Annotated in this window: 19 protein-coding genes and 4 pseudogenes; 13 read left to right on the plus strand and 10 right to left on the minus strand. The window is 58.4% G+C overall.

The window, feature by feature from the left end:
- Nucleotides 1–101: 101 nt before the first annotated feature.
- The 7 genes and pseudogenes from ACPYOI_RS23260 to ACPYOI_RS23290 all read left to right on the plus strand — a co-directional run bounded on the left by ACPYOI_RS23260 (nt 102) and on the right by ACPYOI_RS23290 (nt 5,295).
- Nucleotides 102–806: an SDR family NAD(P)-dependent oxidoreductase gene (locus ACPYOI_RS23260; RefSeq protein WP_481423420.1), complete on the plus strand. Its 705-nt coding sequence runs from the start codon at nt 102–104 to the stop codon at nt 804–806.
- Nucleotides 807–887: 81 nt separating this feature from the next.
- Nucleotides 888–1,214, plus strand: a complete 327-nt coding sequence (locus tag ACPYOI_RS23265; RefSeq protein ID WP_481423410.1) for an NIPSNAP family protein — start codon at nt 888–890, stop codon at nt 1,212–1,214.
- A gap of 173 nt (nt 1,215–1,387) precedes the next feature.
- Nucleotides 1,388–3,211: a bifunctional diguanylate cyclase/phosphodiesterase gene (locus ACPYOI_RS23270; protein WP_481423411.1), complete on the plus strand. Its 1,824-nt coding sequence runs from the start codon at nt 1,388–1,390 to the stop codon at nt 3,209–3,211.
- 65 nt (nt 3,212–3,276) lie between these two features.
- The gene (locus tag ACPYOI_RS23275) at nt 3,277–4,230 is read left to right on the plus strand and encodes an HD-GYP domain-containing protein (RefSeq protein ID WP_481423412.1); all 954 of its coding nucleotides are present in this window, start codon (nt 3,277–3,279) and stop codon (nt 4,228–4,230) included.
- Between the two features lie 230 nt (nt 4,231–4,460).
- Nucleotides 4,461–4,637, plus strand: a pseudogene (locus ACPYOI_RS23280) (Hsp20 family protein); the annotation flags it as partial.
- 73 nt (nt 4,638–4,710) lie between these two features.
- Nucleotides 4,711–5,009 (plus strand): annotated as a pseudogene (locus tag ACPYOI_RS23285) (DUF982 domain-containing protein).
- Nucleotides 5,010–5,016: 7 nt separating this feature from the next.
- Nucleotides 5,017–5,295: a hypothetical protein gene (locus ACPYOI_RS23290; protein ID WP_481423413.1), complete on the plus strand. Its 279-nt coding sequence runs from the start codon at nt 5,017–5,019 to the stop codon at nt 5,293–5,295.
- Nucleotides 5,296–5,516: 221 nt separating this feature from the next.
- On the opposite strand, the gene ACPYOI_RS23295 is transcribed toward ACPYOI_RS23290, so the two are convergent.
- The 8 genes and pseudogenes from ACPYOI_RS23295 to ACPYOI_RS23330 form a co-directional block, all read right to left on the minus strand.
- On the minus strand, nt 5,517–6,062 hold the full coding sequence (locus tag ACPYOI_RS23295) for a carboxymuconolactone decarboxylase family protein (RefSeq protein ID WP_481423414.1): 546 nt from the start codon (nt 6,060–6,062) through the stop codon (nt 5,517–5,519).
- Nucleotides 6,063–6,096: 34 nt separating this feature from the next.
- On the minus strand, nt 6,097–6,840 hold the full coding sequence (locus ACPYOI_RS23300; RefSeq protein ID WP_481415811.1) for a nitroreductase family protein: 744 nt from the start codon (nt 6,838–6,840) through the stop codon (nt 6,097–6,099).
- A gap of 95 nt (nt 6,841–6,935) precedes the next feature.
- A pseudogene (locus tag ACPYOI_RS23305) lies at nt 6,936–7,917 on the minus strand (AraC family transcriptional regulator).
- A 173-nt stretch (nt 7,918–8,090) separates the two neighbouring features.
- Nucleotides 8,091–11,309 (minus strand): efflux RND transporter permease subunit, encoded by a 3,219-nt coding sequence (locus ACPYOI_RS23310; protein ID WP_481423415.1) that lies wholly within the window; start codon nt 11,307–11,309, stop codon nt 8,091–8,093.
- A 15-nt stretch (nt 11,310–11,324) separates the two neighbouring features.
- On the minus strand, nt 11,325–12,512 hold the full coding sequence (locus ACPYOI_RS23315) for an efflux RND transporter periplasmic adaptor subunit (RefSeq protein ID WP_481423416.1): 1,188 nt from the start codon (nt 12,510–12,512) through the stop codon (nt 11,325–11,327).
- Nucleotides 12,513–12,615: 103 nt separating this feature from the next.
- A complete protein-coding gene (locus tag ACPYOI_RS23320) occupies nt 12,616–13,047 on the minus strand; it encodes a cupin domain-containing protein (protein ID WP_481415814.1) in 432 nt (143 codons plus the stop codon).
- Nucleotides 13,048–13,130: 83 nt separating this feature from the next.
- Complete coding sequence (locus ACPYOI_RS23325) at nt 13,131–13,382, minus strand: hypothetical protein (RefSeq protein ID WP_481415815.1); 252 nt, start codon at nt 13,380–13,382, stop codon at nt 13,131–13,133.
- Between the two features lie 532 nt (nt 13,383–13,914).
- Nucleotides 13,915–14,169: a hypothetical protein gene (locus ACPYOI_RS23330; RefSeq protein WP_481415816.1), complete on the minus strand. Its 255-nt coding sequence runs from the start codon at nt 14,167–14,169 to the stop codon at nt 13,915–13,917.
- Nucleotides 14,170–14,360: 191 nt separating this feature from the next.
- Here ACPYOI_RS23330 and ACPYOI_RS23335 point away from each other — a divergent pair, with 191 nt between their 5' ends.
- The 3 genes and pseudogenes from ACPYOI_RS23335 to ACPYOI_RS23345 all read left to right on the plus strand — a co-directional run bounded on the left by ACPYOI_RS23335 (nt 14,361) and on the right by ACPYOI_RS23345 (nt 17,739).
- Nucleotides 14,361–15,458 (plus strand): DNA topoisomerase IB, encoded by a 1,098-nt coding sequence (locus ACPYOI_RS23335; protein ID WP_481423417.1) that lies wholly within the window; start codon nt 14,361–14,363, stop codon nt 15,456–15,458.
- 43 nt (nt 15,459–15,501) lie between these two features.
- Nucleotides 15,502–15,680, plus strand: a pseudogene (locus tag ACPYOI_RS23340) (phage holin family protein); the annotation flags it as partial.
- Between the two features lie 1,279 nt (nt 15,681–16,959).
- On the plus strand, nt 16,960–17,739 hold the full coding sequence (locus tag ACPYOI_RS23345) for a hypothetical protein (RefSeq protein ID WP_481415818.1): 780 nt from the start codon (nt 16,960–16,962) through the stop codon (nt 17,737–17,739).
- 17 nt (nt 17,740–17,756) lie between these two features.
- On the opposite strand, the gene ACPYOI_RS23350 is transcribed toward ACPYOI_RS23345, so the two are convergent.
- Together ACPYOI_RS23350 and ACPYOI_RS23355 are read right to left on the minus strand one after the other, a co-directional pair.
- Entirely contained in the window at nt 17,757–18,041 is a 285-nt protein-coding gene (locus ACPYOI_RS23350; RefSeq protein WP_481415819.1) for a hypothetical protein, read from the minus strand.
- A 95-nt stretch (nt 18,042–18,136) separates the two neighbouring features.
- Nucleotides 18,137–18,454 (minus strand): hypothetical protein, encoded by a 318-nt coding sequence (locus ACPYOI_RS23355; protein ID WP_481415820.1) that lies wholly within the window; start codon nt 18,452–18,454, stop codon nt 18,137–18,139.
- On the opposite strand from ACPYOI_RS23355, the gene ACPYOI_RS23360 reads away from it, so the two are divergent.
- The 3 genes from ACPYOI_RS23360 to ACPYOI_RS23370 are packed head-to-tail and all read left to right on the plus strand — an operon-like array spanning nt 18,445 to nt 19,083.
- Nucleotides 18,445–18,654 (plus strand): DUF6950 family protein, encoded by a 210-nt coding sequence (locus ACPYOI_RS23360; protein WP_481415821.1) that lies wholly within the window; start codon nt 18,445–18,447, stop codon nt 18,652–18,654. The two genes, ACPYOI_RS23355 and ACPYOI_RS23360, sit on opposite strands and share 10 nt — an antisense overlap.
- On the plus strand, nt 18,557–18,817 hold the full coding sequence (locus ACPYOI_RS23365; protein WP_481415822.1) for a DUF6950 family protein: 261 nt from the start codon (nt 18,557–18,559) through the stop codon (nt 18,815–18,817). Before ACPYOI_RS23360 ends, ACPYOI_RS23365 begins: the two co-directional genes overlap by 98 nt.
- Nucleotides 18,817–19,083, plus strand: coding sequence for a hypothetical protein (locus ACPYOI_RS23370; RefSeq protein WP_481415823.1), 267 nt, complete (start codon nt 18,817–18,819; stop codon nt 19,081–19,083). The genes ACPYOI_RS23365 and ACPYOI_RS23370 overlap by 1 nt, the downstream gene beginning before the upstream one ends.

Genomic DNA, 19,083 nt, shown 5'->3' on the forward strand with positions numbered 1-19,083 from the left:
ATTATATCCAATCAACAAATATTCTAGAACTCGCGTCATCGTCGTCGCTGTCCGATCTCAAGGTTCGAAGCGGCATTGGCCAACGCAAATTATGGGAAGACATGACCGTGGAAAAAGTCGTCATTATCACTGGCGCATCGCAGGGCATCGGCGCTGAAATCGTCAAGGGCTTCCGCGACCGCGACTATCGGATCGTCGCGAACTCGCGCGGCATCAAGCCGTCGGACGATCCAAATATTCTGACCGTGGCCGGTGACATCGGCGATCCGGCGGTCGCGCAACGCATCGTGTCCGAAGCAGTCGCGCGCTTTGGCCGGATAGACACGCTGGTCAACAATGCGGGGATCTTCATTCCCAAGCCGTTCACCGAGTTCACCGTCGAGGACTATCATGCCATCATGAACGTCAACATGGCTGGCTTCTTCCACATCACGAAGCTTGCCCTCGCCCAGATGGAAAAGCAGAAGAGCGGACATGTTCTCACCATCACTGGCAGCATAGACAACGGGACCAGCAATGGAGGGCTGGGGCTGGCCGCGATGACCAAGGGTGGACTGAATGCTGTCACCCGGGCGCTGGCGATCGAATATGCCAAGAGCGGCATCCGCGTGAACGGCGTAGCACCTGGCGTCGTCAACACGCCGATGCATCGTGTGGAAGACCATGAGATGCTTGGGGGCTTCCATCCGCTCGGGCGCATCGGTGAACCCAGCGAAATCGCCGGCGCCGTATTGTTCCTGGAATCTGCCGGATTCGTTACGGGCGAAATCGTGCACGTCGATGGCGGCAGCCACGCCGGTCGATGAAGACGGTAATCGGGCCCTCTGCGCCCGTCGCAAAGGGCCCGACGGGAGACGCCATCAATACCTGACATAGGAGCCTTTACGATGATCTATGAACTTCGCGTCTATCGCTGCATTCCCAACCGGCTGTCGGCGTTGTTGAAGCGATTCGAAACAAAGACGATTCGGATATGGGAGAAGCACGGCATCCGGCAGGCGGGCTTCTGGACAACGGTGATCGGCGAATCCAATCAAGAGCTCACCTACCTTCTGGCGTGGGAGTCGCTTGCCGAGCGCGAGCTGAAATGGACCGCCTTCGTTAGCGACCCCGAGTGGTTGGCAGTCCAAGCCGAAACCGAACAGGATGGGCCTATCGTCGCCGACGTGAAGAGCTCAATCTTACAGCCCACCGCGTTCTCAAGCGTGCGTTAAGCAATAAGCGTCGCTTAAAGTTTCGGGTTAGGGGCGGCTGGCTGCGACCGGCTAGTCGTAATCACCTAATAGATGAGGCATCAGGAAGCGTATTCGATCAAAGTGTAAATAATCGAGTAACCGGATTTGAAACGGCCCTTGCTACACAAGGCTTCATTTCCGAGACGCCGACTATGATCCTTGAATTGCAGAATGCCATTCTTGAAATGATCGCCCGAGGCGAAGCTCTGGCGAGCACGGTATCAACTCTTTGCACAACCGTGGAGAACGCGATCCCCGGGGTGATCGCCTCTGTCTTGCTTTGCGACGGAGCCCACCTGCACACGCTGGCCGCGCCATCGCTTCCTCCGGGTTACTCAGCTCTAGTTGACAATCTTATTGCCGGGCCGTGTGCGGGTTCTTGCGGCACGGCAGCTTTCCTTGGAAGCGCCGTCGCGGTCGACGACATTGAAACGGACCCCAGGTGGATCGGTTACAAAACGTTCGCTCTTGCGCTTGGACTAAAAGCGTGCTGGTCGAGTCCGATCAAGAGCGGCGAGCGCGTCGTCGGTACATTTGCCTTCTATTACCGTGAGAAGCGTGGGCCGAGTGAACTTGAGCAAAAGGTCGTGGATGCCTGTGTCCACCTCTGCTCAATCGCTATCGAGCGGGAAGAACGGGTCGCCGAACGTCAGCGCCTCACATACACAGACGCGCTGACCGGCCTGCCCAACCGAGCAGCATTCGATATGGCCCTCCGAAAAAAATCCGATCCGGGCAGTGACCGCTGGGGCTTGGTCCTGGCCGACGTCGACAATCTGAAGTTGGTGAACGATACATTTGGCCATGCGGCGGGCGATGCTCTGATCCGTGTTGTGGCTGAGCGGATTGCAGAAGCCGCCGGCCGGGAGCACACGTATCGCTTGGGCGGAGACGAATTTGCCGTCATCATCATCGGTGGAGACAAAGCCGATGTCAGGCGGCAAGCAGCTCAGATCCTGGAGATGCTTGAGTCCCCCACAAGCTGCGCCGGCCACGTCGTGTTTCCATCGGTCACGCTGGGCGGCGCTCTGGGTCCGGGCGATATCGATCCTGAGCGGGTGCGGCAGAATGCAGATATCGCTCTGTATCACGCGAAAGAACACGCCCGCGGTCGGTTTGTCGAATTCCATTCAGGGCTCGGGACCGCATTGACGCGCCGGTTTCGGGCCGTGCGTGACGTGAGCGTCGCTCTGTCTGAGGATCGGATTGAAGCCCATTATCAACCGATCGTGCGCCTTGATACGCGCGATACCGTCGGTTTTGAGGCACTTTGCCGGATGAAGACCCGATCGGGCGAAATGATTGCCGCGGCGCATTTCCACGAGGCGACGAAAGACGCTCACGTCGCTGCGACTTTGACCGAACGCATGTTGCGCAAGGTCGCGAAAGATATGCGCGGTTGGCTCGACGAAGGACTGCCGCTGCAACATGTCGGCGTTAATCTATCAGCCGCTGACTTCCACAAGGGAGGGTTGGCAGATAAAATACGCTACATCTTTGAAAATGCGGGCGTTCCGCTCAAGCACATAATCCTGGAAGTGACCGAATCTGTTTATCTCGGGCGGCCCGACCATGTCGTGGCCAACGAGATTAAAGCCTTGCGCGCAGAAGGACTGAAGGTCGCGCTGGACGACTTTGGAACCGGCTATGCCTCCCTGACGCATCTGCTGACGGTGCCTGTCGATATCATCAAGATCGACAAATCCTTTATAGATCGAACGCGGGCGGGGGATGCCGGGATGGTGATCGTCTCGGGCCTCATTTCGATAGCAGCCGATCTCGGATTGTGCGTCGTGGCTGAAGGCATCGAGGACGAAGAGCAGGCGAATCGTCTTGTAAGCCTGGGATGCAAGCTCGGCCAGGGTTATCTCTTCGCGAAGGCGATGAGCGGGTCGAACGCCGGACGGTTTCTGTCCGCGCATGGCCAGCCGCTCGTGCACGCGCGCCAGCCCGGGACTCTCAGTTACTGGAACTGAGGAAAACTATTGTCGCTCCTTGATTTCGTCGATCTATAGGTCAAATCCTTTCAGAAAGATCATCAATGCTCAGACGCATCCAATTGAGCCAATTGCGGGTCGGCATGTTTGTCAATGACATGGAGTTTGCCACGCAAGCAGATGCGGCGCGCTTCAAGCCATTTCTGGTATCGGGATCAGATGTCAGGAAGCTAATAGAAGGGCACGTCAGAAGCGTGGTCATCGACATTACAAAGGGGCTGGATGTCGCCGCGCCTGCGCAACGGACAGATGCCGCAAGCTTTGAGGCGACTTTGCTGACTGTATTTACGCTCAGTGAAATCAGCCGCGCGAGGCAATCAATTCACGAGGTCACCCCGCATTTGCATGATGTGCTCGACGACGCTCGTCTGAATGCTGGTTTCGCGGACAAGGCAGCAAACTCAGCAGTGGCGCGTATCATGTTGGAGACGCTCAACAATGCGGGCGCATTAATCGCCGTGGCGAGGCTGAAGGAAAAGGATGAAGTCACCTTCCTTCATTCGCTGGCCGTCAGCGCGTTGATGATCGCATTTGCACGTGTTCTCGGCCATGGAGAAGATGATGTGCGCGTCCTTGGCCTCGGCGGTCTCGTGCACGATCTTGGGAAGATGGCCATTCCCGATCAGATTCTGAACAAGTCGGGCAAGTTGACCAAGGAGGAGATGGATCTTGTCCGCGCTCATCCGCAACACGGCTTTGAAATGATCGCATCGGCAGGTACCGCGCCACCTGAAGTCCTCGATATCTGTCGGTTCCACCATGAACGCTATGATGGGGGCGGTTATCCCGACCGCCTGTCCGGAAGGCAGATACCCTACGTTGCTCGCGTCGCCGCTATCTGTGACGTCTATGAGGCACTGACGACCATCCGCCCTTACAAGCGAGCCTTCTCACAGGCTGAGGCCATCAGTATGATGATGAACTCTCCCGGGCACTTTGACCAAAAACTTCTATCGGCCTTTGTTTCCAAGATGGTCATCAGTGGAACGCTCCACTAAGACGGGAAGCACCACGTCACGGAGCGTCTTTAGGAGGTTAAGGTCAGGAACACGGTCACTAACTGTCATCGATCCGATCTAACCGGGCGTCGATCCGCTGGGCTGGCGAATTCGGCTTGACGCACAACCCAATGACACGTCCTCGAGCTCGGCGAGCATTCCGTTTTGTATAAGAAAACGCCGAAAATTCTCTCTGACAGAGGCGGGAGAAGCCTGCTCTTTGGCGGCGTCGCAGTGCTGATCATGTCCGGGTGGATGGTGCGGCTCTGAAGAACGGGCTTCTCTCCGTCGAACTCATTCGTGAGATCCCAGAGGCGTTGAAGCCGCGGAAGATCGAGATCCAGACTAACCCGGCTCTTGTACAGTCGGTCGCCCCCGCGCAGATCGCAGCGCAGAAGGCCGCGTAATCAGACCATTGGAGAAGGGGCGCCGTCGCGACGGCGCCCAACGACAACATTCCGGGTTGGGAAGGAGAGCGTCATGAAACCCGATATGTTCAAACACCCTTTGCGTATCCTCGTTGGCCTCGGTTATCCGGCCGAAGTTCGCAGCGTCATGGACGCCTATCGACACCTTTGCGAATGGCCTGCATCGCTTAGGGATAATGTGCATTCAGTTGCGCTGAAAGCTTGCAGCACGGCAAGCGTGGCGAGATCGAAGCGGAGACGGCGCGCGGCCTTTTTGCCGCTTTCGCCGAGAAACACGATCTGCTCGCGCCGGAGATCGGCGGGATCGTGGCATCTCGCCGGAACCACGACAAAGATCCCCACGTTCGATGAGGCCGCGATGATACGCGACATGCTGCAGCAGGCTGCCAGCAACGCGATGGCAATGGGACCGGCAGTCTTGGCCCAGGGACTGAAACTTCGCCGTCCGATGGACGTTGCGAGGGCAAAGCGTCTTACTGTCGATGATAAGCGAACAATCCTAGCTTCATGGGCCTCTGACTACTACGCGGTGGAATCGCAACCCGCCCTCCGCCATCTGCCCGGAACACCTGCGCCGGTTTCGCTAAACGAGGTGCGGGTTGCGTTACGGGAAATCGACCGCAAGTACGGTTGCTGATCAGCATCAGCACGCCAGCTGTTGTCATCAGTGTGCCGGAAGAGGAGGGATTGGATGGGTTCCCTTCTATATAGCGAGCACCGAGAGGGACACTGCCGCCCAGCTCTTATGCAAGACGCGTCTATGGGAGATCGGGGATTGGCTCGATAGAAGGCAAGCCAACGGCCCCGTCGATTGCTCGACGGGGCCGCCCATGTGACTGGCAATGATCAGGAAGGAGCTCAGATCGAACCAGCCGGGGTGACCGGAGGAAAGTCCTTGTCCGGATCGAAAACGTTGTTGAAGAAGTTGGTCAGCGAATACATGGCGACCAGCGCGACGATCTCGATGATGTTTGCTTCGGTAAAGCCGGCATCGCGGACGGCTTTTAGATCGGCATCGCTGACTTGTCCACGGGTTTCGATGACCTTGCCAGCGAACTGGACGGCGGCGTCGCGCTTGGGATCATTGGCATGTCCCTTGCGGGCCAGGATGATGTCATCGGCCGGCAGCTTGGCCATATGCTCTGCGGTGAAGCTGTGCACCGTCAGGCAGTAATTGCAGCCGTTCACTTCGGAAACGGCAAGGCCGATGCTATCGCGGGTCTTGACGTCCAGCGCCTTGGTCAGCGAGCCAAGCAGGGTAGCCCATGCGTTGAACGCAATCGGGCTCTGTGCGAAGGCTGCCATCATGTTGGGCGTGAAGCCGATATTCTTGGTGAATGCGTCCAGGGTCGGCTTGGATTCGGTCGGCACCTGTTCCGGCGTCAAAACGGTCGTACGGGTCATTGTAGTCTCCTTAACTTCATGAGTTCTTTGTGATTCACGCGAAATCGAGAACATCGGCGACCGGCATGCGGGGCTTTTGCGGCCAGTTGCCGGCACGTTCCGGCCCTATGGTCAGTAGCATCACCGGGATTTCATCGTCGGTCAGGCCGAATTCGCGGTGCACAGGTTCGGCATCGAAACCGATCATCGGCGTCGAACCCCACCCCAGCGAGCGGGCCGCATAGATGATCGCGGCCGCGCCGAAGGTAGCGGTGCGGACGGCCTCGTCACGATCCTGTTGCGGCTGATTGTCATAGATCCGGCGAGCGTTGATTTCCCATTCCGGGACCATGTGTGCTGGCATGATGCCGGCTTCCACCACCGGCGCCAGACGCGCCGGGACGGTGCTGGCGTCGGCCAACTTGCCAATGACGATGAAGGTAACGGCAGCGTCCGTGACCGCCGGCTGATCCCACGCCAGTGCTCGCAACCGAGCCTTGGCTTCAGGCGTACGCACGGCGATGAAACGCCAATTCTGCAGGTGGAAGGATGTCGGCGCCGACGTTCCGATCCGTACCAGATCACGGATCTGGTCGTCACTGAGCGTAGCGGCGGGATCGTAGTATTTGGCGGCGCTACGGCTCAGAAGGGTCTCAATGACCGCGTTCGTCGGGATGGAACTTGCGCTTGCGTCCGTGGGCCGGGGGGTGGCGGCGTCTCCGCTCTGTCCGGCGTATGCGTGGCTCCTTGCGGCGGCGCCGATGGCAGGATCGGCGGTGACTGTGGCGAGGCAATTCATTTGGGGGCTCCTTCATCAGGTGATTACGGAGCCCAGTTTACGGATAGTCATGCAAACTTCGAGACTTTATAAGATCAATATAGCGCTCGAAAGGATCAATCTGACGTCTGCAGGTTGCGAGCCGCGCCCGATTGCTTGTCATCATGCGCCAGTCGGCGCCAGTCGCCCGGCGTCATCCCCATCCTTTCTGTAAACACGCGCCGGAATGCGGAAACGGACTGATAGCCAACTGCCTCGGCCACGGCCTCGGTGCTGATCGCCGGTTTCTTCAGCTCATTGGCTGCCAGACTCATGCGGAGATAGGGCGGAGCGACCCAGCCTGTCTTGAAAATGCCGCATGAACGTAGCGCGCGACATGCCGCACAAGTCCGCTAGATCAGGAAGCTTCCAAGAGCTCGTCGGATCGGCGAACATCGCTGCAATTGCCGGCGCCAGCCGCGGATGCCCGGCTAGTGCCAACAAACCTTCCTGTGAGCTGCCTCCTTCGCTCGCCGCGCGCATCACCAGTGCGAACAGGACCGAAGAAAGCGCGTTGAGAACAGCTCGTCCTCCAGCTCTATCACCGGCGGACTCCATTCGCATCAGACTCACCAGACTTGCGAGTTCGTTGGAGGCGGCGCCGTTTCCGTCCCCTCCTCCACGGCCGTTCATTGCCTGGGTTACAAGAGTCGCGGGCATGTAGTTCCGGATCAACCGGTCATGGGGCGGCGTGATGAAAAATCGCCCACACATCAAATCGAGTTGCTCACCCTCACCGTCGTTCTCGCTCAGCGTCCATCCGGCAGACCCCACGCGTTCCTGGGTACGTATGGGCTTTTGTCCGCTACCGTCGTGCAACGTATGTTTCGCACCATGGGGCAGCAGCACGACGTCTCATTTCACCAGCTCTCGTGCCGTTCGCGTCTCCGGATCCTCGATAATGGCGCGGCCCTGGACAATTACGTGGTAAGGAATTTCGTTCGGTGCCGCCTGCTCCCAGACAATGCGCCAAGGAGCACCATAGACGCAGCGAACCTCGAGCTGGCCGGTTACGGTAACGATCTGCAGGAGGTGGCTTAGCCAGTCGCCCTTCGACATAAGATCTCTTGAGTTTGAACGCCTCAAGCATTCTATCATAGCCGCGCGTGGTTCAAGCACGCATGAAACGTTGAGATCACCGACGTGCGAACTTTCGAACTCGCCTTTTCCAAAAGGCCCGAGCCCCGATGCGCCGCCAAGAGGCACCGGCGTAACGAGCAACCTTGCCGTCGTCATGGCTTGTCCCCTGCCGGTGCGGGCGTGGTCACCAATGAGTCGGCGTCGGCACGTCCACCAAGCCGCGCGCGCAGGCACCTGACCCGCTCGGTAACCCAATCCGCCGTCAGGCGATTGATGACGTAGAAGCTCGGGGTGAAGATCAGCCCGAAGACGGTCACGCCGATCATCCCGAAGAACACCGCGACGCCGAGCGCCTTGCGCATCTCCGATCCGGGGCCTTCCGAGATAATGAGCGGAAGCACGCCCAGAATGAACGCGATCGACGTCATCAGGATCGGACGGAGACGCTGATGGGCCGCTCGGGTCGCAGCTTCCCAATGCGTCAAACCTTCGGCTTCCCCCTGTCTCGCGAACTCGACGATAAGGATTGCGTTCTTGGCTGCCAGTCCGATCAACACCACCAAGCCGATCTGGCTCAGGATATTGTTGTCCATTCCGAGCAGGTTGATGCCCAGGATGGCGGCGAGCAGACACATTGGCACGATGAGTATCACCGCCAAGGGTAGCACCACGCTCTCATACTGGGCGGACAAGAGCAGGAAGACGAAGAGCACTGCCAACCCAAAGACGTAGATCCCCGTATTCCCCGTTTGCTTCTGCTGGTAGGAGAGCTCGGTCCACTCGACGCCCATGCCTTTCGGCAGAACGCGCTCGGCTATCTCCTCCATCGCTTGCAGCGCCTGGCCGGACGAATATCCTAAAGCGACGTCGCCCTGTATCTCCGCGGCGGGGTACATATTGTAGCGCACGACGCGATACGGGCCGGATTGCTTTTGAACATCGGCGATGGCGCCCAGCGGAACCATCTTTCCAGTTTCTGAGCGCGTCCGGAGTTGAAGGACGTCGGCGGCCGATTGCCGGTACGATGTATCCGCCTGAGCGATCACCTGCCACGTACGGCCGAGATAGTTGAAGTCGTTTATGTAAGTCGAGCCCAGATAGGTGCCGAGCGTCGAGAATATGCGATCCACGGGAACGCCAATCTGTTCCGCCTTCTCCCGATCAATCGTTACATGGAGACGCGGCGTCGCGGTGTTGTAGGTGGTAAAGACGCCCCTTAACGCGGGATGCCTGTTCGCTTCGGCGATCACATCCTGCGCGGCCTTTTCCAGCGCCGCGTAGCCGAGACCCGTGCGATCCTCGATTTCCATCTTGAACCCGCCGGTAGTGCCGATACTCCGGACCGGTGGCGGGGCGATCACGATGACGTTAGCGCTTGTTATCTTCGAGAAGGCCTCGCGGAGCTTGTCCGCCACATCATCGACCGTCGCGTCGCGTTCAGCCTGCGGCTTCAGGAAGACTGGAATGAGCGCCGCGTTCGAAGCGTTGGTAAAGGTCGCGCCGTCGAAGCCGGCGAAGGTCAATGAATGATCAATTTCGGGAAGGGATGCTGCAGCCGCCTGAACCTGCCGGGCGATTTCGGTCGTCCGCGCAAGGGACGATCCTGGAGGAAGCTGGAGGGCGTTGAGCAGCATGTCCTGGTCCTGCGACGGAACAAATCCTTGCGGCGTGACATAGAAACGCCAACCGGTGACGATGATGAGCAAGCCATAGATGACCGCTAGCATTACGAGGCGCCTGACGAGCTTGCCAGTTAATCGGCCGTAGTGCACCGAGAGACCGTCGAACAGATGGTTGAACCATCTGGCGAACCGGCCTGGCGAGCCGAGGATGCCTGGCCTGGCCTTCGATCTTTTGTCGGCCGGTTTGAGCAGCAACGCGGCCAGTGCCGGCGACAGCGTTAGCGAGATGAAGGCGGACACCATCGTGGCCGAGACGATCGTCAGCGCGAACTGCTTGTAGAACTCGCCCGAGAGGCCCGGAATGAAGGCCGTCGGCAGGAAGACACCGCAGAGCACGAGGGCGATTGCGACCAGCGCGCCGGACACCTCCGTCATCGTCTTGTGAGCCGCTTCCTTCGGCGAGAGATTCTCCTCGACGATGAGCCGTTCGATGTTCTCGACCACGACGATTGCGTCATCGACAACAATACCGATCGCCAGCACCATCCCGAAGAGCGACAGGCTATTCAGTGAGAAGTCAAACGCGGCCATCGTGGCGAAGCTGCCGGTCAGCGAGATCGGGATGGCAAGCAACGGCACGATCGCGGCCCGCCAACTCTGCAGGAAGAGCAACACGATCGACGAGACGAGAAGAAGCGCGATGAAAAGGGTGTGCTTCACCTCCTCGATCGAGGCGGACACAAACTTGAGCGGGTCGTCGGCGACTGCATATGACATCCCCGGCGGGAACTCTTTCGACAGCTCGGCCACGAGTGCCTTAGCTCTGTCCGCGGTCGCCAGCGCGTTCGTTCCGGGTTGTTGCTGCAGGACCAGACCGATCGCGTTGCGGTCGTCGAAGAATGCATTCGTCGAATAGTCCTGGGCGCCCAGCTTGACCGTCGCGACGTCGCGCAACCGTGTCAGCCTGCCACCTTCATGCCGCTTGACAATGATGTTGCCGAACTGCTCCGGGGTGGCAAGGCGCCCTTCGGTATCCACACCGAGCTGATAGGCATTGGCCTTCAGGCCGAAAGGCGGCTGGCCGATGATGCCGGCTGCGACCTGGGCATTCTGGCCGCGAATGGCCGTAATGATCTCTTCGACTGTCAAATTCCTCGCCGCTGCCTGATCCGGGTCGATCCAGATCCGCATCGCGTAGTCGCGCCCGCCAAATCGCACCGTATCGCCAACGCCGGGAACCCGCTTGATACGATCGTTGATTTGCAGCGTCACGTAGTTCGAGATGAAGTCCGTATCGAGTGAGTTGTCCGGCGAGTAAAACGCAAAACCCACGAGCGTGTCTGGGGATATCTTACGTACGGTGACCCCGATCTGCCTGGTCTGATCGGGCAATCGCGGAAGCGCCTCGTCGACCCTATTCTGGACGAGGACCTGCGCTTCGTTGACGTCGGTGCCGAGCGCGAACGTGATGGTGATCGTCACCGAGCCTTCGCCGACCGAAGAGGTCGACATGTAGAGCATGTTCTCGACGCCGTTGATTTGCTGTTCGAGTGGAACAGCTACGGTCGAAGCCATCGTCTCCGCCGTCGCGCCGGGAAACCGTGCGCTGACGAGGATCGTCGGCGGCGCGACCTCCGGGTACTGACCGACCGGCAACCACGGATAGGCCACCAAACCAGCCACGGTGATGAGAATCGCGAGCACAGCCGCGAAAATTGGACGCTCGATGAAAAAGTGCGGAAAGCGCATGGTCGTTCCTCAAGGTTATTCGGTGACGGTCGCGGCGGAAGGTTCCGGCTCGGCGACCGCTGGTGTCGCTGGGCCCCCGTCGGCGTTGCGCGGCTCGATCGCTGTGCGGTGCGGGACAACTTTCATTCCCGGCTGGAGCTGGGTAATGTGGTCGAGGATAACGAGATCGGCGAGAGCAAGACCGCTCTTCACTGCCCGCAGTCCAAGAAGCTCCGGACCGGTCTCTACCGTGCGCTTCGCTACGGTGCCGTCAGGCGCGAGCACGAAGACCTCCTTCAACGATTGTCTGGTGATGATCGCTTCGTCGGGTACGAGCATGGCGCTATAGCTACCGGACCCGAGAAGGCGGGCTCGCCCGAACATTCCAGGGGTCAGAAAATGATCGTGATTGTCGACGACAGCGTGAGCCTCGATCGTTCCCGATTCGATGTCGACGGCGTTGTCGACGAACACCATCTTCCCGTGATGTGAGAAAGTGGTTTCGTCGGAGAGCCTTATATCGATCGGGTTTTCGAAGTCCCTCGAGAGTTGGCGTTGCCCCTGTTGTGCCTGCCGGAGATACTTCAGATAGAAGCTCTCGGCTCCATCGAAGACAAACCAGATCGGGTCGAGTGATACGATTGTCGTGAGCAGTGTGCTCCCCGCCTCGACATGGTCACCGATCGAAACGCGACGGCTTGAAACGCGTCCGGTTATTGGGGCTCGAACCGTCGTCCAATCGTAGTTCAGTTCGGCAGCTTCCAATGCCGCTTTCGCAGCATTGAGCTCGGCGGTCGCCGTACGAAGACGCGTCTGATCGGCCTCCAGCTTTTCCCTGCTGACGGTACTCGTGGCTGCGAGTGCCGCCGAACGCGCCTCTGTCGAGATTGCGTTCTCACGCGTCGCCGCGGCGCTCTCCACCGCTGCCCGCGACTGATCGAGCACGGCCTTGTAAGGGCGCGGATCGATGATGAAGAGCGGTTCGCCTTCTTTAACATCCTGTCCGTCGCGGAACAGGATCTGGGTGACCTGCCCAGAAACTCGCGCGCGCAGCTCGACCGACTGCGGAGCCTTGAAGTGTCCGATATAATCGTCCCAATCGACGACGTTTCTCGACAGTGGATTTGCGACGGACACTTGCGGCGACGGCGGTGGCGGCGGCTCCTCCTGGGAGCAGGCACTGACCATTAACAGCAAAGCAAAGACGGCTGGAATACGAAGCATAGTTATCCCCTTCAGCGAGCGCTTCAATAGCGCCGCCACATAAGTTTACGGTCGACGATGAAAACTTCGAGACCGGAAGGGCTCAATTAGATGCCCAAAAGGATCAATGAGACATGTGTAAAGCCTCGGACCATGGCGCTTTGTCATTGACGTCTAGGACAAAGACAGCGAGTAGCTTTGCCGGCTCGGTCTTGCTCGCGTTGCGGCTGATCGAGTGGGTCGCGCCCGGCGGTTCCGACCAGCTCTCACCTGCCCGATAGATTCGCGTCTCGCCGTCATTCACCTTCGACTCGATCGCGCCTGAGATCACATAGGCGTAGATGAAAGCCGACTTCGCATGCGTGGGGGGTACAGAGGCTGCGCCGGGTGCGTAACCGACTTCCACGGCGATCAGCGACTCGCCGGGGATATTGGGAATGGCCGCCTCGAAGTTGTCCGTGATGGTTTGCCCGTCGCCGTCACTGGCCGAGACGGGGCCGGCGATCGAGGTGGCGAGGAGCGTGCACGCGGCGGAAATGACGGTTCGGAACTTCACGAGTTTTCTCACACTGAGTATCAGTTGATCTTTGTTCTTTATGCCGCCGTCCCTTGCACCGCTGCACCGCTGGAGGCCCAAAGTCACGGTTGATGTCGGCCCACTTCGGCAAGGCCGACCTCCCGGGCGTGCACCGATGACCCGATGGGTTTGACGTCATACTTTTGATGGTAGGCGTCCCTGATCTCGTCCTGGCCGCGAGGAGGGCGAGCAAAGATATGGGCCGGCAACAGCAGCGGGCTGATCGAAGTGGTTTCGATTTTGACTACGTGATCGACAGGGTACTCGGGGCCGTTCGTCGCCCGAACCCGGTTGGCGATCATCAGATAGCTCATCATTTTTCGGAGGCCTTTGCAGACGCGCCAACATAGGAAGCACGCGTGAAGTTCGTCGTGCTTGTAACGGCTATAACGTAATGAACCTGCTGGAGCTCCACTCGATGCTCACCTTCACTATTGCTTTCGCTAATCGAGCACGAGTGATGTCGACGCCGCATCACCCTCGACGCGGAAGCGCGAAATCTGAAAAGCGCCTTGGCACAGGTGCCACCGCGATGAAACCCGCGTCGGACGTCCGTGGACGGGCGGACACGCATTCCGGACGCCGGAGCTGCTCAGCGCCGATGACGCAGAACTCGTTTGCAGCGGAAAAAGGCTCGGCGGAGTTGGAAACGCATCGCGTCCCGATCACCTCGACAGCTTCAATTAGTTTTAACTAGGCTTTCAGAAAAGCAGGCGCAATTCAGATTCCGGAATGTGCTTTCAAATTTCCAGAAGTTCGCGGTCGGGCTACAGCGGCCGCGGCATCCCAGTCGCTAAGGTACCCTCAAAAAAGGCCCTGCCTTAGCAGGGCAGTCTTCATCAGCATTCAGGGATCGCGCAACCGATCCCGATGCAGAAAAAGAGCAAGGAAGCCGCATTGTTCCGGTCCGCTCATTGATAATTCCGCCGGTTCGTCTGGACGACCAAACGGCCGGCTATGGCTCGCTGCTGGAAAAGCAGGATCAGTATCGTATCCATAGCCCAGCTTCTCTGGCGCCGGCTCTCCGACCAGCGGCTCAATGCCATGGCGACAAGTGTCAATTTCATCGTCTGTATAGGAAAGTAGTTCGAAAAGAGACATGAGAGCGCTCCTCCGTTTGGGGCAAGAGCAGATTGTCTCTTAAGCAGCCGGAACCCGGTGGTATACCTCGGCCGATAAAGGAAGGGTACGCTCGAAAGCGGCTCGCGGCAAAAGAATTCGCCCGTCGGTCTGCTAACGTACGGGCGGCCCGATAATACGGAACACCGGTTCGTCCCCGGAGTTATCGCGCCATGAACAAGATGATTTCGGAGGATGATATCGCAGCGGCTGCCGCGGAAGCAAAGATCGAATCCGGACTTGTGTATGTTCCAGGTCTCCAAACCGGAATCACGCGCAAGCAAGGGAAAAGGGGCTTCCTCTACCATATGCCCGACGGGCGGCGGATTACAGACGCCGCCGAAATCAGGCGTTTGAACGCATTGGCAATTCCGCCAGCTTACACCGATGTCGTTATCTCCACGAACCCGTACTCTCACCTCCAGGCAATCGGCACTGACGCCCGCGGGCGGCGGCAATATCGCTACCATGCCGACTGGCACGAGGAGCGGGGGCGCGCCAAATTCGAGCGCCTCGCCGACTTTGCTGACCGCCTCCCGGAACTACGGGAAAAGGTGGACATGGACCTCGGTTCACGCGGCCTCAACATGGACAAGGCCCTCGCGACGGTAGTGTGGATGCTCGACAACCTCTATATTCGAATTGGAAACACTGCTTACGCGGAAGCAAACAAGTCATACGGCCTGACGACCTTGCGAACCCGCCACGTTAAGGTCGAGGGCGGAAGAGTGAAGTTTCGATTCAAGGGCAAGTCCGGGAAGGAGTGGAACCTGGCCCATAGCGATCGTCGGATCGCCAATGTCGTGCGCAAGCTGCAGGAACTGCCAGGCCAGCATCTATTTCAGTACGTCGGCAGCGATGGCGAATATCGACAGATCTCGTCCAATGACGTGAACTCCTATATTCGTGAGGTAACCGGACAGGACTTCAGCTCGCGCCAGTTCCGGACCTGGGGTGCGACATGCATGGCTGTCGAGGCGCTCGCATCGCTGGAAGCGGCGACTACTGACCGGGCACTCGCCCGCCAGTTCAACGAGGCGATCGACCGGGTCGCCGCGAAACTTCTGAACACTCGCTCGGTCTGCCGCTCCTCATATATTCACCCGGCGGTGTTCGAAGACTTCCGCGCTGGCACGCTCGGTGACATCCTCAAGATCAAGACAGAAAGCGCGAGGCTTCTTCGATGGATGGACCAGGAGGAGATCCGTGTTCTTCGCTGGCTGAAGAAACGGGGGACGGTTGTTGAACTCGCGGCGTCCAACATGAAGTAGATGAGCTATTGAACACCGCGAACCTCCAGCTAGAAGACTGGTTATGGCCGTGGGAGGGACATGGTTCGGCGGGCGGCAACAACCATCATTGGCGCTATGATCGGCCGTGTCATGTGGCACCCCAACAAAGTGCGCGAGTCGCACCGCCGGTTCTTTGGGATGGAATGGCTATGGGAGTTCCCCATCGCCATCGGCATGGCCTTCATCGGGGATGGGCTAGCGCGAACCCCGGTGATCGGTCATCAGTTCGTCAAGGCGACATTTTATCGATGGCGTCGGACCGATGCAGACATATTTTGCAAGCAAGTCCGATCCCTTGACCGAGTACTGCTTTGTCAAAGCCCCATAGCTCTGGCGACGATCCATGTAGGAACCCCGGCTGTTACGGCTGATGCCAGCACTATCGAAACGACCTTAATCGCATATGCTCGACGCTCGCGGGCGTCATCCCACTCGTATCCCATACACCACCCCTCAAACCTTATTCTCAACTGAACCACTGGAGTGGGGGACGAGTCGAGTAACGTTTCGGCGAAGTCGTTAACGGTCAATTATTTCGCGCGCCCCCAAAGGACATCCAGGATTTAGCTGCTCAAATCTTCGCGCGGTGCTTCGCCGCTTTGCAAAGGCGGTGACCCGGCATAAGGTCTGGGGCCTTGCCGGGTTTTCCTTTTGCCGCATTAGCGCAGCACGTCAACGAATGGTTCCGGGAACCCCATTGCAGCTACACGACCCGCCTATAGGCCCGGAAGATACTGAGCATGTGCCGGATGTGGTTACACACTGCCCACCCCTTGGATTGGCCGGCACCTTGATGCCAGGCAGCGACGCACAATCCAAGGAAGGATCAGTTGGGATGACCGGTGTGTTATTCGCTATGTCCAACCAAAGTTGAGGAGGGCAGTTTTTCCCACCATCCAGTGCTTTGCCATTATGGCTCTGGCATATCTGGAAACCCAACTGGATATAACCGATTGAGCCGCAAGTCTTCCCCTTCACAATGCTGTCACGTGCGCCGGCTGCGACACCTGGGTCTGTAAAGCACCACGGTAGTCCGCTAGTTATCTCATTGGGATCGCAGGCTTGCGCGTAAGCATTATGTCCAAAAGCGCATATCGACAGAAATAACAGTACTGCTGATGTAATTTTCATATTCCACCCCCGTTAGACGGGCGAAATATACGCACAAAGTTGCAATCGTCACTAGAGAATATTGTGCATTTGCCGCGTTCGAATTGCCGGGGCTTAGCGGCCGGACACTGACACCCGTACCATCTGGAGCCTCATATGTACGGAGTCGACGCGCGGAGGGGGAGGCCCGGCTTTAGGGTCTGGGGTCCCGCCGGGTCTCCCTGGTGCCGCGCTGGAGTCCACGAGGCCCTACAAGTTGATCGCGACATGTCGCTCGCGCAATAGCAATGAACCCGCAGGGACAACCGTCGGTTAACCTCAAGCGGACGCGTCTCTGTCCGACACATCATCATATTTTTGGAGCTCAAGAATGCAGGTCATCGACCCCGCAAACGAATTCGCACGTTCTCTCGCCAAGGTGCTTATCATCGATGTGCTTTTCCAGCCCACATGGGTGCCCAAACCGAGCTGCAGGGCTTCGGCTTTTGACACGATAAAGCCAGAGCCGTGTAACTTCACCCCAGGAGAGCACACGCCCTCGTTCGACTTGAGAGAAACGACCGCCGTAACATTCACTCCAGTTGTTAAATCAAGATGTATTTGTCCGCGCTTCTACGGATTCATCGCGTGCCGCGAACCGCTGGTTTTCGCCGGCGTGACATACCAGCCGCTCGGTCTCCTCGAGGTCTCGGATATCGGCGGCGGCACTGGCACGGCTGCGGATGGCGGATTTACGCTGACGCTGGCAGAGAGTCCGTCTGACGGTCTGACGCCGGAAATTCTGACCGAGATCGAAACGGAAGATTATCGCGATAGGCCGGTCGTCGTTTACGACGCTCACTTTCATCCGGACACCGGCGAACCGTTGCAGGTGGAGCCTGTGGCGCGCGGCTATCTCGACGTCATCGAGCACAATGCAGACGACGAGCGCGGCTACTATCTCACGGCGCGCTGTGAAGGCCGCCAGTTGGATTATTGCCGCGTGAATGGACGCAAGCGCACCGTTGCCGACCAGCAAAGGCGCGATCCCGGCGACTGCTTCTTCGAGCAATGCCGCCACGGCTGGCCGTGTCGATGTCAACTGGGGCAGGGCAGTCGGCTCTGCGGTCAACACCGCAAAGAGTGCGGCTGCGGGCGCGGCGCGCGATAGGCTTTAAGGGGCTGTAGCTATTGTGGTCTGAATGCCAACGTTGCCGACAGCCACGATGGCAAAAATAGATCGAGAGCATAAAAGTCGTCGAGATAGCTCAAGCCCAAATTTTCAAACTCACGCTGCAGGTTCATGGACGCCTCGCCACCTTTCAGCGGTCCATAAACGGCAATGTAATCGTCCTCTCCAGTAAGCTCCAATAGGCGGGTGAGTTGCTGAAACCCTTCGAAATCGATCGCTTTGTCAGCTAACGCGGCCTTCCGAACGACAATGCAAAAGCCGCTATGCGCTATTCTGTGCATCAGTGATCCCCCTGCCGCTGACAACCTGCCGCACGGCATTTGTTTTTCAAGGGATTGTACGGAACCGAACTCAGGCACGGCTCGAGGAATTGGTTTCAAGGGGCGTTCAGAACTGCCTCGATCGCCTCAGAGAGATTGTCGAAGCGGCGGAGAATGTCACGGTACTCTTCTTCAAGCCGCCAGAGAAATCTGAGCTCCCGTTGATCGGGCTCGGGCGCCATAGCCCTAATGACGATGTCGCTCTGTATGTCCGAAAGCTGTTCTTGGTAATCCTTGAGGGCTTCCGCGATGCGCTCTCTGTGCTTCGACAAGACTGAATTCATTTCATCATGCCCTTGTTGGGCGAAACTTAGGATCAATGGCTCCACATGACCAGACTCCCCGGCTGGGAAAAAGCGCCTCAATGCCGTCATCGCACGCCACCAGTGCTTTGCCTGCGCAGTACGGCGTCTCCGACTGCTACCTTATCGCAGATGATGTCGTTGAAGCGATAACCGGTGAACGGATGTATCCAGATGCCATCGGCTACAAGAACCGAGACGAGGGCCGCCAAGAAGCTTCGCCAGCACGGTTTTGCCAAGGTCAAAGAGGCGTTTGCCGCCAAGCTCCCTGAGATACCTGTCGCGCTGGCGCAGCGCGGCGATGTCGGCGTCATTAATCGCGATGGCGTCCTCTCCGGCGGCGTCTTCACGGCCATCGGTTTCATGGCGCGCGGCCTCCAGACTATCGAATTCCTCCCGTCTTCCGCCGTGGCTCATGCATTCAAGGTGACCTAATGCCCTTTCTTGCACCTGTCGTCGGCGCAATAGGCACCTTCTTTGGTTCCATCGGCATCATTGGTCGTGCAATCATCGGCCTCAATCTGCTGATCGGTAAGCTCACTGAGAAAAAGCAAAAGAAGCAGCCAGGCGGCACGCAGTTCGAACGCGACTATGGTGAGAACGTCAGCCGGAAGGTCGTCTGCGGTCTCGTCGGGATCGCTGGCCATGACTGCTACGTCAACACCTATGGCAGCTCCAATAAGAACCTGGAGCAGATTTAA

The sequence above is a fragment of the Rhizobium sp. SVR5-2C genome, from assembly GCF_056755115.1.

Bases quoted from the DNA above. Each gene is read 5' to 3' on its own strand.
- ACPYOI_RS23330 (WP_481415816.1), bottom strand. From the start codon at position 14,169: ATGTCTCTTTTCGAACTACTTTCCTATACAGACGATGAAATTGACACT.
- ACPYOI_RS23365 (WP_481415822.1), top strand. From the start codon at position 18,557: ATGCCATCGGCTACAAGAACCGAGACGAGGGCCGCCAAGAAGCTTCGC.
- ACPYOI_RS23355 (WP_481415820.1), bottom strand. From the start codon at position 18,454: ATGACGGCATTGAGGCGCTTTTTCCCAGCCGGGGAGTCTGGTCATGTG.
- ACPYOI_RS23350 (WP_481415819.1), bottom strand. From the start codon at position 18,041: ATGCACAGAATAGCGCATAGCGGCTTTTGCATTGTCGTTCGGAAGGCC.
- ACPYOI_RS23260 (WP_481423420.1), top strand. From the start codon at position 102: ATGACCGTGGAAAAAGTCGTCATTATCACTGGCGCATCGCAGGGCATC.
- ACPYOI_RS23360 (WP_481415821.1), top strand. From the start codon at position 18,445: ATGCCGTCATCGCACGCCACCAGTGCTTTGCCTGCGCAGTACGGCGTC.
- ACPYOI_RS23315 (WP_481423416.1), bottom strand. From the start codon at position 12,512: ATGCTTCGTATTCCAGCCGTCTTTGCTTTGCTGTTAATGGTCAGTGCC.
- ACPYOI_RS23300 (WP_481415811.1), bottom strand. From the start codon at position 6,840: ATGAATTGCCTCGCCACAGTCACCGCCGATCCTGCCATCGGCGCCGCC.
- ACPYOI_RS23335 (WP_481423417.1), top strand. From the start codon at position 14,361: ATGAACAAGATGATTTCGGAGGATGATATCGCAGCGGCTGCCGCGGAA.
- ACPYOI_RS23345 (WP_481415818.1), top strand. From the start codon at position 16,960: ATGCAGGTCATCGACCCCGCAAACGAATTCGCACGTTCTCTCGCCAAG.
- ACPYOI_RS23325 (WP_481415815.1), bottom strand. From the start codon at position 13,382: ATGAGCTATCTGATGATCGCCAACCGGGTTCGGGCGACGAACGGCCCC.
- ACPYOI_RS23290 (WP_481423413.1), top strand. From the start codon at position 5,017: ATGATACGCGACATGCTGCAGCAGGCTGCCAGCAACGCGATGGCAATG.
- ACPYOI_RS23295 (WP_481423414.1), bottom strand. From the start codon at position 6,062: ATGACCCGTACGACCGTTTTGACGCCGGAACAGGTGCCGACCGAATCC.
- ACPYOI_RS23265 (WP_481423410.1), top strand. From the start codon at position 888: ATGATCTATGAACTTCGCGTCTATCGCTGCATTCCCAACCGGCTGTCG.
- ACPYOI_RS23275 (WP_481423412.1), top strand. From the start codon at position 3,277: ATGCTCAGACGCATCCAATTGAGCCAATTGCGGGTCGGCATGTTTGTC.
- ACPYOI_RS23310 (WP_481423415.1), bottom strand. From the start codon at position 11,309: ATGCGCTTTCCGCACTTTTTCATCGAGCGTCCAATTTTCGCGGCTGTG.
- ACPYOI_RS23370 (WP_481415823.1), top strand. From the start codon at position 18,817: ATGCCCTTTCTTGCACCTGTCGTCGGCGCAATAGGCACCTTCTTTGGT.
- ACPYOI_RS23270 (WP_481423411.1), top strand. From the start codon at position 1,388: ATGATCCTTGAATTGCAGAATGCCATTCTTGAAATGATCGCCCGAGGC.